Origin of the sequence: Saccharothrix lopnurensis, assembly GCF_042658445.1 — a bacterium.
Taxonomy (GTDB): domain Bacteria; phylum Actinomycetota; class Actinomycetes; order Mycobacteriales; family Pseudonocardiaceae; genus Actinosynnema; species Actinosynnema lopnurensis.
The window spans coordinates 100719-113972 of record NZ_JBHSQO010000009.1 but is presented as its reverse complement, the minus strand read 5'-3'; the positions used below and the strand labels follow the sequence as shown (position 1 = coordinate 113972).

Annotated in this window: 10 protein-coding genes; 5 read left to right on the top strand and 5 right to left on the bottom strand. The window is 73.0% G+C overall.

Annotation, left to right across the window (positions count from 1 at the left end):
* Positions 1 to 2 precede the first annotated feature (2 nt).
* The 4 genes from mmsA to ACFP3R_RS11640 all read left to right on the top strand — a co-directional run bounded on the left by mmsA (position 3) and on the right by ACFP3R_RS11640 (position 5006).
* Positions 3 to 1529: a multiple monosaccharide ABC transporter ATP-binding protein gene (gene mmsA, locus ACFP3R_RS11655; RefSeq protein ID WP_380635397.1), complete on the top strand. Its 1527-nt coding sequence runs from the start codon at positions 3 to 5 to the stop codon at positions 1527 to 1529.
* The gene (gene mmsB / locus ACFP3R_RS11650) at positions 1526 to 2740 is read left to right on the top strand and encodes a multiple monosaccharide ABC transporter permease (RefSeq protein ID WP_380635395.1); all 1215 of its coding nucleotides are present in this window, start codon (positions 1526 to 1528) and stop codon (positions 2738 to 2740) included. The genes mmsA and mmsB overlap by 4 nt, the downstream gene beginning before the upstream one ends.
* 249 nt (positions 2741 to 2989) lie before the next feature.
* Positions 2990 to 4114, top strand: a complete 1125-nt coding sequence (locus tag ACFP3R_RS11645; protein ID WP_380635394.1) for a hypothetical protein — start codon at positions 2990 to 2992, stop codon at positions 4112 to 4114.
* Positions 4115 to 4220: 106 nt separating this feature from the next.
* Positions 4221 to 5006 (top strand): DeoR/GlpR family DNA-binding transcription regulator, encoded by a 786-nt coding sequence (locus tag ACFP3R_RS11640; RefSeq protein ID WP_380635392.1) that lies wholly within the window; start codon positions 4221 to 4223, stop codon positions 5004 to 5006.
* Positions 5007 to 5345: 339 nt separating this feature from the next.
* Here the strand turns inward: ACFP3R_RS11640 and ACFP3R_RS11635 are convergent, their stop codons facing one another.
* Positions 5346 to 6554: a hypothetical protein gene (locus ACFP3R_RS11635; RefSeq protein WP_380635391.1), complete on the bottom strand. Its 1209-nt coding sequence runs from the start codon at positions 6552 to 6554 to the stop codon at positions 5346 to 5348.
* On the bottom strand, positions 6551 to 8062 hold the full coding sequence (locus tag ACFP3R_RS11630) for an alkaline phosphatase D family protein (protein ID WP_380635389.1): 1512 nt from the start codon (positions 8060 to 8062) through the stop codon (positions 6551 to 6553). The genes ACFP3R_RS11635 and ACFP3R_RS11630 overlap by 4 nt, the downstream gene beginning before the upstream one ends.
* 518 nt (positions 8063 to 8580) lie before the next feature.
* Here ACFP3R_RS11630 and ACFP3R_RS11625 point away from each other — a divergent pair.
* Positions 8581 to 10452 (top strand): FAD-dependent monooxygenase family protein, encoded by a 1872-nt coding sequence (locus ACFP3R_RS11625; protein WP_380635387.1) that lies wholly within the window; start codon positions 8581 to 8583, stop codon positions 10450 to 10452.
* On the opposite strand, the gene galK is transcribed toward ACFP3R_RS11625, so the two are convergent.
* From galK to ACFP3R_RS11610, 3 genes are all read right to left on the bottom strand, one after another.
* Positions 10449 to 11546 carry a galactokinase gene (gene galK / locus ACFP3R_RS11620; RefSeq protein ID WP_380635385.1) on the bottom strand — a complete coding sequence of 366 codons (1098 nt, stop codon included), beginning with the start codon at positions 11544 to 11546 and terminating at the stop codon, positions 10449 to 10451. The genes ACFP3R_RS11625 and galK overlap by 4 nt on opposite strands.
* Positions 11536 to 12534, bottom strand: a complete 999-nt coding sequence (locus tag ACFP3R_RS11615) for a LacI family DNA-binding transcriptional regulator (RefSeq protein ID WP_380635383.1) — start codon at positions 12532 to 12534, stop codon at positions 11536 to 11538. Before ACFP3R_RS11615 ends, galK begins: the two co-directional genes overlap by 11 nt.
* 131 nt (positions 12535 to 12665) lie before the next feature.
* Positions 12666 to 13232, bottom strand: coding sequence for a dienelactone hydrolase family protein (locus ACFP3R_RS11610; RefSeq protein WP_380635381.1), 567 nt, complete (start codon positions 13230 to 13232; stop codon positions 12666 to 12668).
* Positions 13233 to 13254 lie beyond the last annotated feature (22 nt).

Below are 13254 nucleotides of genomic sequence, written 5' to 3'. Positions count from 1 at the left end.
GCATGTCCGACGACATCCTGGTGATGCGCGGCATCACCAAGCGGTTCGGCGGGGTCACCGCGCTGCGCGACGTTTCGCTCGCCGTGCGGCGCGGTGAGATCCACGCCATCTGCGGCGAGAACGGCGCGGGCAAGTCCACGCTGATGAAGGTGCTCTCCGGCGTGCACCCGCACGGGTCCTACGAGGGCGGGATCGTCTTCGAGGGGCAGCCGTGCTCCTTCGGCGGCGTGCGCGACAGCGAGCGCCGCGGCATCGTGATCATCCACCAGGAGCTGGCGCTGTGCGGCCAGCTGTCCGTCGCGGAGAACCTGTTCCTGGGCAACGAGCGGGCCGAGCGGGGCTTCATCGACTGGAACCGCACCAACCACGCGGCGGGCGAGCTGCTCGCCCGCGTGGGCCTGCGGGAGAACCCCACGACGCCCGTGCACGACCTGGGCGTGGGCAAGCAGCAGCTGGTGGAGATCGCCAAGGCGCTGGCCAAGGACGTCCGGCTGCTCATCCTGGACGAGCCGACCGCGGCGCTGAACGACGACGACTCCGCGCACCTGCTCGACCTGCTCGACGGCCTGCGCGCCGAGGGCGTCACCTCGGTGATCATCTCGCACAAGCTCAACGAGGTGAAGCGGATCGCCGACAGCATCACCATCCTGCGCGACGGCCGCACGATCGAGACGCTGCCCGCCCGCGAGGTGGACGAGGAGCGGATCATCTCGGGCATGGTCGGCCGCGACCTGGAGCACCGCTTCCCGCCGCGCACGCCCCGGGTGGGCGAGGAGGTGCTGCGGATCGAGGACTGGACCGTGCACAGCCCGTCGCAGCCGGACCGCGTCGTGGTGGACCGGGCCAACCTGGTGCTGCGGCGCGGCGAGATCGTCGGCCTGGCCGGGCTGATGGGCGCGGGGCGCACCGAACTGGCGATGAGCGTGTTCGGCCGCTCCTACGGCGTCGACGTGTCGGGGCGGGTGGTCAAGGACGGGCGCGAGATCGACACGCGCACCGTCCGCAAGGCCATCCGCCACGGCCTGGCCTACGTCAGCGAGGACCGCAAGCGCTACGGCCTCAACCTCGTCGAGGACGTCAAGCGCAACGTCTCCGCGGCCGGGCTCGGCAAGCTCGCGAGGCGCGGCTGGGTGAACGAGAACGAGGAGTTCTCGGTCGCCGAGCGGTTCCGGCGCTCGATGAACATCAAGACCTCGGGCGTGGGCACGCGGGTCGGCACGCTGTCCGGCGGCAACCAGCAGAAGGTCGTGCTGGCCAAGTGGATGTTCACCGAGCCGGACGTGCTCATCCTCGACGAGCCCACGCGCGGGATCGACGTGGGCGCGAAGTACGAGATCTACTCGATCATCAACGAACTGGCCGACCAGGGGCGCGCGGTGCTGGTCATCTCCTCCGAGCTGCCGGAGCTGCTCGGCCTGTGCGACCGGGTGTACGCGCTGGCCGAGGGCCGCGTGACCGGTGAGCTGACCCGTGCCGAGGCCACCCAGGAACGCCTGATGCAGCACATGACCCAGGGACAGACCTCATGACCACCAAGACCGCGCCGACCCCGCTCCCGGAGCAGGCGCGACCGCAGCGGCGGTTCACCGTCAACATGCGGCAGTCCGGCATCTACGTGGCGTTCGCGTTGATCGTGGCGCTGTTCGCGGTGCTCACCGACGGCGCGCTGCTCCAGCCGCAGAACATCTCCAACATCATCGTCCAGAACTCCTACGTGCTGATCCTGGCCATCGGCATGATCCTGGTGATCATCGGCGGCCACATCGACCTGTCCGCCGGGTCGGTGGTGGCGCTGACGGGCGCGGTCTGCGCGGTGCTGACCGTGCAGCTGGGCGTGCCGTGGTGGCTCGCGGTGCTGATCACGCTGGCCGCGGGCGCGGTGATCGGCGCGGCGCAGGGGTACTGGGTGGCGTTCTTCGGCATCCCGGCGTTCATCGTCACGCTGGCGGGCATGCTGGTGTTCCGCGCGCTCACCCTGACCGTGCTGGGCAACCAGGGCATCGGGCCGTTCCCGGAGCAGATCCGCACCCTGGCCAACGGCTTCACCTCCGGCTACCTGGGCAACGTCGGCCTGGGCCCGCTGGGCGGCGCGGACCTGGTGAGCCTGCTGGTCGGCGTCGCGGTGGTGGCCGGGTTCGCGTTCACCCAGTGGCGCAAGCGCAAGGCCCGGCTGGGTTACGGGCAGGTCGTCGACCCGTTCCCGGTGTTCGTGCTCAAGATCGTGCTGGCGGCGGCGGTCGTGCTGGCCGTGGTGGTGCAGCTGGCCCGGTTCCGCAACCTGCCGTGGGTGCTGGTGCTGCTGGCCGTGCTGGCGATGGGGTACTCCGTGATGGCCGACCGGTCGGTGTTCGGCCGGCACGTCTACGCCATCGGCGGCAACCTCCAGGCGGCCACGCTGTCGGGCGTGAAGGTCAAGCAGGTGACCTTCTGGGTGTTCGTCAACATGGGCGTGCTGTCGGCCCTGGCGGGCATCATCTTCGCGGGCAGGCTCAACCAGGCCGGGCCCACCGCGGGCACCTCGTTCGAGCTGGACGCGATCGCGGCGGCGTTCATCGGCGGCGCGGCGGTGCAGGGCGGCGTGGGCAAGGTGGTCGGCGCGATCACCGGCGGCCTGATCATGGGCGTGATCAACAACGGCATGTCGTTGATCGGCGCGCCCAGCGAGCGGGTGATGCTGGTCAAGGGCCTGGTGCTGCTCGCGGCGGTGGCCTACGACGTGTGGACCAAGCGGCGGGCGTGACCCACCGCGCCGTCGAGGGCGCGCCCGAGCCCTTGACGGCGCACCGCCCATCCGGTCTACTACCGTTCTGGGAACGCTCCCAGGCGTGGTCGGCGCTTCGTGCCGCCGCGTCCGCGGTTTTCGGCGGCGGTCCGTCGTCCCCCGACGGACCGCCGCCAACCCCACCGACGAAACCTCCACCCCCGAAAACCCCAAGGACATCCGCCGCCATGTAGGAAAGCGCTTACCAAACCGATGCAGGAGACCCCGATGAAAGCTCTGCTCGCCGTGTCAGCGTTGACCGCGGCGCTCCTCCAGGTCGCCACCGCACCCCAGGCGCAGGCCGCCTGCGGCGACGGCTCGTACAACGCCGAGGTCACCGGTTCCGGGAGCAGCTTCACCGCCCGGAACGGCAGCCGGACCGTCTACACCGGCAACAGCCTGCGCGCCGCCCTCCAGGCCGCCAACGACAGCCTCACCGCGAACCGCACCTCGAAGGAGCGGATCGTCGTCCGGGCCTCCGGCTCCATCCCGGCGGGCGAGCGGTACTCGATGCGCAGCTACACCACGATCGACCTGTGCGGCACCATCGACGTCACCGGATCCGGCTCGGGCGACTACGCCCCGGTGTACGCGCGCGGCGTGCGCGACATCGAGGTCCAGAACCTCACCCTCACGGGCACGCCGCTCTACGGCATCTTCATGCGCAACGTCACCAACGTCGTCATCGGCACCGTGAACATGCGCCTGTCGCGCGGCCTCGGCGTGCGCATCGACAACCGCGGCGACACCAGCCAGTGGACCCGCAACGTCCGCATCGACTACGCCTACGTGCAGGGCGCCAGCTCGCACGCCGTGGAGACCTACGGCGTGGACGGCCTGACCATCGGCACGGTCGTGGCGCGCGGCGTCGGCGAGTCGGGCCTGCTGCTCAACCAGACCATCAACGCCACCGTCGGCACCGTGGACGCGGAGAACGCGGGCACCGGCACCGGCTACGCCGCCTTCCGCACCGCCAACCGCAACGGCCGCGTCGGCAGCAGCTACCCGATCAACGTCCGGGTCGGCCAGGTCATCGCCCGCGGCGGCGGCCGGGGCATCTTCTGCGTCTCGGAGAGCGGCGGCCTCCAGATCGACCGGGTGGACATCGCCAACACCGGCAACAACGCCATCCTGATCGAGAACTGCTACAACGTGACCATCGCCGCCCAGAGCGGCACCGTCTCCGGCCCCGGCGACATCCGGCTGGCGGCGCGCAGCGAGTTCCCGGTGACCAGCGACATCGTCATCCAGAACCTGCGGGTGTCGAACTCGGCCATCCGCGAGAGCCCGTGCGGCAACAACACCACGTTCCGCAACAACACCCTGGTCAACACGAGCCAGAGCATCTGCTGACCCGGCCCGACCGGGACGCGGGGCGGGGCGGTACCGCCTTCTGAACCGTTCCGCCCGGCGTCCCGGAATCGGTACTGTGCGGTGCCTGGGGTGCGGGAGGTGCCGCGTGAACCGTTACGACCGGTTGAACGCACTGCTGGAGCTCGTGGCCGAACGCGGGCGGGTCGAGGTGGACGACATCGCCGTCGAGCTCGACGTCTCCGGCGCGACCATCCGCCGGGACCTCGACCACCTGGCCGAACAGCAGCTGCTCACCCGGACCAGGGGCGGGGCGGTCGCCCACGCGGTCGCCTACGACCTGCCGCTGCGCTACCGGACGGTGCGGCGGGAGGGGGAGAAGCAGCGCATCGGGCGGGCGGCGGCCGGGCTCGTCACACCGGGCGCGGTGGTCGGCATGAACGGCGGCACGACCACCACCGAGGTGGCCCGCGCGCTCGCCACCAGCGCGGAGTTCGGCGGCGCGGACGGCGACGGCCTGGTCACCGTGGTCACCAACGCGCTGAACATCGCCACCGAGCTGGCCGTGCGGCCGCAGGTGAAGCTGGTGGTGACCGGCGGGGTGGCGCGGCCGCAGACCTACCAGCTGATGAGCCCGCTCGCCGGGAAGATCATCAACGAGCTGAGCCTCGACGTGACGTTCCTCGGGGTGGACGCGATCGACCCCGACTCGGGCGCCTACTCCCACCACGAGGGCGAGGCCGACGTGAACCGGCTGCTCGCCACCCGCGCCCGACGCGTGGTCGTGGTGGCCGACTCCGCCAAGATCGGGGCCCGCGCGTTCGCCGAGGCGTACCCCATCAGCGGCGTCCACGTGCTGGTCACCGACACCGACGCCGCCCCCGAGGACGTGCGCCGGTTCCGCGCGCGCGGGGTCGAGGTCAGGCTGGTCTGACCGGCGGTCCACTGTGGTCCGCACATGAGGTTCCCTCGCGGAGGGACCGGCCCGGTTGCGGTCCGGTCACACCGTCGCGCGGGGTGCTTGACACCGGCCTGTGCCGCGGGACACAGTAGCCGCCGATTTCGGACGTCGGATCTGGGGAGCGTTTCCGGGACGAGGGGCCCGGCACGGCACGCTCGGTGTTCACGTCTTGACCGCGGTGGGAGGACGAAGTGCCACGCGGTTCTCGGGCCGGTTGTCACGTGATGGGAGAGCCGTGACGACCGGCCACTAACGGAAGGGGGTGCGCCGCGCCGGCGCGGCGCACCCCCGGTACCACCGTCCCGCCCGGGGTCACCAGGTGCTGTTGACCAGCCCGGTGCCCAGGTAGACCTGGTCGAACCCGTTGCCGTCCTGGTCGTCGGTGTAGGCGACGGTGATCCGCCCCCACGCGTCCACGCCCAGCGCCGGCTCGTCCTGCCGCCCGGTGGCGGTCGAGACGGTCGCCTGCCGCGGCAGCCTGCCCTCGACCGTGCCGTCCGGGTTCAGGCCCTGCGTGACCACGTCCTGCGCCCGCACCCAGGTCACCACGACGTTCAGCTGGTCGTCGAGGCCGATCCGCGGGTCCGTCCCGGCCTGGTCGGGGTCGGCCAGCACGGTGTCGGCGGCGGTCCGGGGCACCCCGGCGGCGGTGAACGACCGGGCGGCCACCGCGGCGACGCCCGGGTGGTCGGTCTCCCAGGCCACCGCGAAGTCGCCGTTGAAGTTCGCCGCCACCACCGGGCGCCGCTGCTGCCCGTCACCGGCGGCGTTGGCCGTGCCCTGCGCCAGCCTCACCCCGCCGGCCGGGGTCAGGACCTTGCGGCCGATGTTGAAGAACCCGTTGCCGTCGCCGTCCTCGTCCCACACCACGACCGCGTTGCCGGCCGCGCCCACGGCCACGTCGGGCCGCTGGTGCGTGCCGCCCGCGTCGTTCACCCGCACCTCGTAGGTCTTCGACGTCACCGACGCGAACCCGGCGGCCCGCACGGTCGGCTCCGCGCCGGTCTGCCGGTCCTCCCACACCACCGCGAACCCGGCGGTGTCGGGGTCGGTGGCCACCGCGGGGGCGAGCTGCTGGCCGTCCGCGCTCGCGTTGGCCCGCGCCGAGCCGGTCACCGCGCCGGTGGCCGACAGCGCCCGCACCTGGATGTTGTAGTAGCCGTTGCCGTCGGCGTCGTCGGCCCACACCACGACCGCGGTGCCGTCGTCGTGCAGGGCCACGTCCGGCCGCACGTGCCGCCAGTCACCGCTGCCGCCCGCCGAGAGCTTCTTCTCGTAGCGCGACGCGCCGTCCTTGAACAGCCGCACCCACACGTCGCTGTGCACCGGGTCGGTGGGCGTGGCGGCGTCGCGGTCGTCCTCCCAGACGACGGCCGTCCAGCCGTTGCGCACCGCGGCCACCGCGGCGTTGTCCTGGTCGCCGGTCGCGGTGCTGTTGGCCGTGGTCCACGTGGCCGCCGCCGACGCGGTGCCCGCGCCCAGCAGCAGGAGCCCGCACACCAGGGGGACGATCTTCTTCATGGCGCCTGCAATCCGGGGTTGCCCGCTTCGACGACGTAGCTCTGGAGGGTCCGGACCGGGTAGTCGCGGGTGGTGACCCGGTCGACGAAGCGGAAGTCGACGTCGACCCGCGTGGAGGTGGTCCGGGTGCGGACGTAGCCGCGGAGGTTCTTGTAGAACCTGACGTGCGGGTTGAGGGCGGACAGGCCGTTGTCCGCGGCGTTGCCGTCACCGCCCGAGGTGATCGAGGTGGTGACCAGCTCGGTGCCGACCACCCGGTCCCGGGCGTCGTAGTCGAGCAGCAGGTCCGCCGCCCACGACCGGTGCACGTCGCCGGTCAGCACGACGGTGTTGCGCAGGCCCGCCGAGTCCCAGCCGCGCTGGAGCCGGTCCCGGTTGGCGGTGTAGCCGTCCCAGGAGTCCATGGACCTCGCCCCGTCGGCCGAGGCGAGCTTCTGCGCGAAGAACACCTGCTGGCCCAGGAAGTCCCAGGTGCCCAGCCGCTGCCGCATCCCGTCGAGCAGCCACGCCTCCTGGGTCGCGCCGGTGAGGGTGCGCGCCGGGTCGTCGGCGTCCGCGCAGACCTTGGTGCCGTCGCCGCACGCCTGGTCGGCGCGGTGCTGCCGGGTGTCGAGCATGTGGAACGTGGCCAGGCCGCCCCAGCGCACCCGGCGGTAGAGCCGCATGTCCTCCGCCACCGGCCGCTGCGCCGGCCGCAGCGGCATGTGCTCGTAGTACGCCTTGTACGCCGCCGCGCGGCGCGCCCGGAAGTCGCCCGCGGGGGAGGTGTTGGCGCGCACCAGGCCAGCGTAGTTGTTCTCCACCTCGTGGTCGTCCCACACGACCAGCCACGGCGCGGCGGCGTGCGCGGCCTGGAGGTCCACGTCGGTCTTGTACTGCGCGTGCCGCACCCGGTAGTCGGCCAGGCCGGCGATCTCCGCCGACGGCGCGAACCCGCGCACCCGGGTGGTGGTCGCGGCGCCCTCGTAGATGTAGTCGCCCAGGTGCAGGACCAGGTCCGGGTTCTCCTCGGCCATCCGCCGGTAGGCGGTGAAGTACCCCTCCTCGTAGTGCGAGCAGGAGGCGAACAGCATGGTCAGCGCCGGGCTGGTGCCGGGCGCGGGCGCGGTCACGCCGCGGCCGACCGGCGAGATGTGCCCGGCCGCGCGGAACCGGTAGGAGTACTCGCGGCCGGGTTGCAGGCCGGTCACCTCCACGTGCAGGCTGTGCGCCCAGTCGCGCGTCGCGACGGCGGAGCCGCTGCGCACGACCTGGGTGAACCGGTTGTCGGTGGCGACCTGCCACTCGACGGTCACCGGGTCGGCCGCCATGCCGCCCAGGCCGTCGGCGGCGAGCGGGCTGGGCGCCAGCCGCGTCCAGATCACGAAGCCGTCCGGCGCGGGCTCGCCGGAGGCGACGCCCAGGGTGAACGGGTAGGCCAGGGCGTTCGCGACGGCGGGCGCGAGGATCGTCGCGCCCGCGCTCGCCACGCCGCCGGCGATGAGCGCTCGTCGGGTCAACGGGGACATCGGCACTCCTTCGGTGCAGGGCCGGGAAGAACGCTGCCGAAACTTCTGCGGGCCCCTGCCTACACCCACCAGGTGATCGACGCGTGTACGCGCGGTGGATCGGGGTGGGCGACGGGGCACGGCAAGACGGGATGCCGTAGCGGGCCCGTGGGGTGGGCGCACGCCCGGCGGGCAGCGGCCGCGACGGGTTCCCCGCCGGGGAACGGGACAGGCGGGTCCGGGGCGCCGCGACCCGGGTTCGTCCACATCGGACGACCGGGCTCGACGCCGACGGGCTCGGCCGCGGCGGACGACCACCGCGCCGGCCCGCTGGGAGCGGCGCCTGCGGCGGCGGACCCGGGCCGGGGGCCTCGGCGGAGTCCGGTCGCGGGCGAAGGGCATGATCACCCTCGTCGCTTGACGGTCCGTGGCGGGTTGGGTGAAAAAACCGCCGACAGGGTGTATCTGGAAGGGCCTCTGGCGCGTCAACACACCGGGTGAACCATTTTGGATCACCGTACGTGTTGGAGCAGCACTCGATGTCCATCCTTGAGGGGGAACCGGTCGTGACCGAGGCCGAAGCCAGGACCACGTTGATCAGGATGCCGCGGCGGCCGGCCGGGACCCCCGCCGGGGACTGGGCGACCGGCCTGTTCCCCCGGCTCGACCCGCTGCCGGGTGACCGCGAGCCGCTGCGCGTGGTGGTGGCGGGCGGTGGCCCGGTCGGGCTGTCCTTCGCCTGCGCGCTGCGGGCCATGATGGGCGACCAGGTCGAGGTCCGCGTCCACGACCGGCGGTGGCGGCGGCAGGGCGACCGGGTGGTGTGGCTGGGGCAGGCCGAGGGCAACTTCCGGCGCGAGCAGGTGGTGACCCTCCAGAGCAACGTGTGGTCGACGCTGCCGCACCGGGTGCAGGAGCGGCTGTTCACCGAGGGCCGCTTCGGGGAGATGTGGCCGCTGGGCCCGGACTCGCCCGCGGCGAAGGGCCGCCCGCGCAACGTCCGCATCCGGTGGGTCGAGGACTGCCTGCTGGACATGGCCCAGGACGTCTACGGCGTCGAACTCGTGCCCGGCCGCTACGAGGTCCCGGCGGCGTGGGGCGACACGCACATCCTGGTCGTCGCCGACGGCGCGAACTCGCCGACCCGCGACCGGCTCAAGGACCACTTCGGCAAGCCCGACCGGGACTTCTACTCGGTCGACGGCGAGCAGCTGGTGGAGACCGTGCTCGGCATCCGCGTCAAGGGCGTGTTCCCCGACGAGCACACGGTGCCGCTGACGGTCAGCCAGAACCGGTACCTGTTCAACTCCCTGGGCGGCGGGTTCATCAACATGCGGCTGACCGCCGAGGAAGCCTCGGAGATCGTGGCCATCGGCGAGCACAGCCCGGTCGACTGCATCCGCACCTACCGCTGCACGATGCTGCCGCGCGGCGACCGGTTCGCCTGCGACCGGCACCGCGCGGTCTTCAAGCCCTCGGTCGACCGGCTGTCGTTCCTGTGGCCGCGGGTCCTGGAGGGCGTGCGGTTCTTCGGCGCGGCGCCGCGCGACATCCTCGGCGTCACCATGTTCAACCTGAGCATGACGCAGAACGCCCGCTTCACCGCCCAGCTCGGCCCGGCCACGTTCGGGTTCCTGATCGGCGACGCGGCCAACTCGCTGCACTTCTGGCCCGGCCGCGGCCTGAACACCGGGGTGAAGAGCGCGCTGTCGCTGGCGGGCGCGCTGCGCTCGCGGTGGCGGGGCAGGCAGTTCCGCGCGTCGGACTTCTCCGGTCACGAGGGCCTGATGCAGCAGCTCCAGTACCGGGAGAAGTCGCGAGCCTGGACCACCATGCTCATGCCCGACGAGGACGGGGTGGCGCGCGGCATCGAGGCGCGGCTGCGCGACGGCCTGGACGGGCCGTACGACCGGGCGGCGCTGACCGCCGTGCTGTGGGAGCGGGTGAAGGAGGTCAAGGCGCGCCTGGCCGGCCGGATGGGGCAGCTGCCGCCGGACGAGTGGTACCTCCAGCGCGTCAACGGCCTGCACGTGAGGACGCTGAAGCAGCTAGTGGAGACCGGGCCGTGGATCACCCGCGAGATCGGCGGCGACGAGGTGTCGGTGGACGTGGAGTTCCCCGAGTCCTACCTGGCGGCCGTCCCGGTGCCGGTGCCGGCCGCCCCGCCGACGCCGATCGTGCCGCAGGTCGACCCGGACCCGACGGTGTTCAGGCCGCGACCGGTGCCCCCGTCCCCGGTGCCCCCGTCCCCGGTGGCCCCGTCCCCGGTGGCCCCGCCTTCGGGCCCCACGCCTTCGGGCCCCACGCCTTCGGGCCACGCCGAGCAGACCGTGCTCAAGCCCCTGCGCGACGTGCTGCCGCTCGACCGGCCCGCCGACGGCGGTTCCCCGGTCCGGCTCGCACCGGCCTAACCGGGCGGTTCCACGACCCGGCGCGCGCCGCCGGCGGCGGTGGCGGTCCAGCTCTCGGGCTTGGTGTAGCCGTGGCCCGCGAAGGCCGAGCGCACCGCCGCCGCGCAGGCGTCGGCCGCCGACTCCTCGACCAGGGCGACGACGCAGCCGCCGAAGCCGCCGCCGGTCATCCGGGCGCCCAGCGCGCCCTCGTGCAGCAGCGCCTCCACCGCCACGTCCAGCTCGGGGACCGTCACCTCGAAGTCGTCGCGCAGCGACTCGTGCGAGGCGGTCAGCAGCGGCCCGACCTCGTGGACGCGGCCCGCCCGCAGCAGGTCCGCCACCTCCAGCACGCGCGCGTTCTCGCCCACCACGTGCCGCACCCGCGGCACCAGCTTCTCGGGCAGGTCGCGGGGCTCGCCGACCAGGTCGCGCAGCGCGGCCACGCCCAGCAGCTCGGCGGCCCGGTGGCAGTCGCGGCGGCGGGCCGCGTACTCGCCGTCCACCAGCCGGTGCGGCGCCTTGGTGTCCACGACCAGCAGCGCGAGCCCGGCGGCCACCGGGTCGAACGGGATGTGCTCGACCGCCAGCGTCCGCGTGTCCAGCAGCAGCGCGTGCCGCTCCCAGGCCAGCAGCGAGGCCGACTGGTCCATGATCCCGCACGGCACCCCGACGAACTCGTTCTCCGCCCGCTGCGCGATCCGCGCCAGCTCCCGGCGGTCCAGCGCGATGCCCGACAGCTCGGTCACCGCGAGCGCGGTGGCGCTTTCCAGGGCCGCCGACGAGGACAGCCCCGCGCCCGGCGGCACGGTGCCGTCCACCAGCAGGTCGAACCCGCCGATCGGGTGCCCGGCCTCGCGCAGCGCCCACACCACGCCCGCCACGTACGCGGCCCACCCGGTCACCACACCCGGCCGCAGGTCCGCCACGCTCAGCTCGGCGGTGCCGCCGACCTGCCGGGAGGCCATCCGCAGCACGCCGTCGTCGCGCCGGTGGGCCCGCACCCGCACCGAGTGGGACAGGGCGATGGGCAGCACGAACCCGTCGTTGTAGTCGGTGTGCTCACCGATGAGGTTGATCCTGCCCGGAGCCTCGAACACCCCGTCACGCGTCACCCGTGCTCTCCCTCACCCGCAGCGTGAACGGCGTCCGCACGTGCTCCGGCGGCCGTTCGGTGTCGTCCACGCGCCGGCGCAGCAGGTCCACCGCGGCGTGCGCGATAGCCGCCTTGTCCGGTGCGACCGTGGTCAGCGAGGGGAGGCTGTAGGCACCCTCCTCGGTGTTGTCGAAGCCTACGACAGCGAGGTCGTCCGGGACCCGGACGCCCCGCTCGGCGGCGGCCCGCACCGCGCCCACGGCCAGCAGGTCGTTGAAGCAGAACACCGCGTCCGGCGGCTCGGGGGAGGCCAGCAACCGCGCCATGGCCTCCGCGCCGTCCCGGCGGTGGTAGTTCAGCGCGGTCGCCACCAGCTCGTCGCGCACCGGCAGGCCCGCCTCGGCCAGCGCGAGCCGGTAGCCGGTCAGGCGCTGCGCGGCGGTGCCGCGGTGGGGGTGCGCGCCGATGGCGGCGATCCGGGTGCGGCCCAGTGAGACCAGGTGCGCCACGGCCTCGCGCGCGGCGGCCACGTTGTCGATGCCGACGTGGTCGAACGGCACGTCCACGTGGTGCTCGCCCAGCAGCACCACCGGGATGCCGGGCGCCAGCTCGCCGAAGTCGCGCCCCTCCAGCGCCTCCGGGCTGACGATCGCGGCGTCGATCATGTGCGGGCCGAGGGCGGCGAGCGTGTCGCGCTCCCCGTCGCGGGTGCCCCGGGTCTGCTCGATCAGCACGTTCCACTCGTGCTCCTGCGCCGCGCCGAGCACGAGGTTCGCCAGCTCCGCGAAGTAGGGCACCACCAGCTCCGGCAGCACCAGGGCGAGGAAGCCGGTCCGGCCGCGGCGCAGGTTGCGGGCGCCCAGGTTGGGCCGGTAGCCCGTGGCGGCGAGCGCCTGCTCGACCCGGCTGCGGTTCTCGGGCTTCACGAACGCGTAGCCGTTGACCACGTTCGACACCGTCTTCACCGAGACGCCCGCCAACGCGGCGACGTCCTTGAGCGTGGCCAACCAGCGCCTCCCCGAACTCGGTTCCCGGTAACGACCGGGATGGTAGTCGGTTCCCCCGAATCGCTTACATCGTTGTAAGAACGGGGTGGGCCACGGTACCCGGCGCCGGCGCCGATCGCGGTCCGGACGCCCTAGGACCAGCGGGCGAGCAGGGCGAGGCTGCGCTCGACGACCAGCGCGGTGGCGTCGGCGTCGTACGCCTCCAGGCTGCTGTCGGTGAACAGGTGCGCCGAACCGCGGTAGGTGAACAGCTCGGCGTCGGGCACCAGCCCGACCAGCTCCCGCATCACGCCCAGGTCGCCCCAGGCGTCCTCGTCGTTGACGTGCGCCTGCACCGCCACCCCGGCCGGCCAGGACGGGGAGAAGGCCGTGGCGGGCACCGCGCCGTGGTAGAGCAGGACGGCGAGCGCGCCGGGGCGGGTCTGGGCGAGGTTCTGGGCGGGCATGGCCCCGAGCGAGAAGCCCGCGTAGACGACCCGCTCGGGCAGGCCGGCCACCGCGTCGGCGCCGCGCCGCACGACCGCGTCGACGCCGATCTCCTCCACGTGGGCGACGCCGTCCTCCACGGTGGTGAAGGTCCTGCCCTCGAACAGGTCCGGCGCGGTGACCCGGTGGCCCGCCGCGCGCAGGCGGTCGGCGAAGGCGTGGACGCCGGGGGTGAGGCCCTGGGCGTGGTGGAACAGGGCGATGTCGGTCATGGTGGTCCTCGGGGCCGGTGGG

What these genes read in the sequence shown, in the direction of transcription:
- mmsA (WP_380635397.1), top strand. Translation starts at nt 3, where the DNA reads ATGTCCGACGACATCCTGGTGATGCGCGGCATCACCAAGCGGTTCGGC.
- ACFP3R_RS11610 (WP_380635381.1), bottom strand. Translation starts at nt 13,232, where the DNA reads ATGACCGACATCGCCCTGTTCCACCACGCCCAGGGCCTCACCCCCGGC.
- mmsB (WP_380635395.1), top strand. Translation starts at nt 1,526, where the DNA reads ATGACCACCAAGACCGCGCCGACCCCGCTCCCGGAGCAGGCGCGACCG.
- ACFP3R_RS11635 (WP_380635391.1), bottom strand. Translation starts at nt 6,554, where the DNA reads ATGAAGAAGATCGTCCCCCTGGTGTGCGGGCTCCTGCTGCTGGGCGCG.
- ACFP3R_RS11625 (WP_380635387.1), top strand. Translation starts at nt 8,581, where the DNA reads ATGTCCATCCTTGAGGGGGAACCGGTCGTGACCGAGGCCGAAGCCAGG.
- ACFP3R_RS11645 (WP_380635394.1), top strand. Translation starts at nt 2,990, where the DNA reads ATGAAAGCTCTGCTCGCCGTGTCAGCGTTGACCGCGGCGCTCCTCCAG.
- ACFP3R_RS11630 (WP_380635389.1), bottom strand. Translation starts at nt 8,062, where the DNA reads ATGTCCCCGTTGACCCGACGAGCGCTCATCGCCGGCGGCGTGGCGAGC.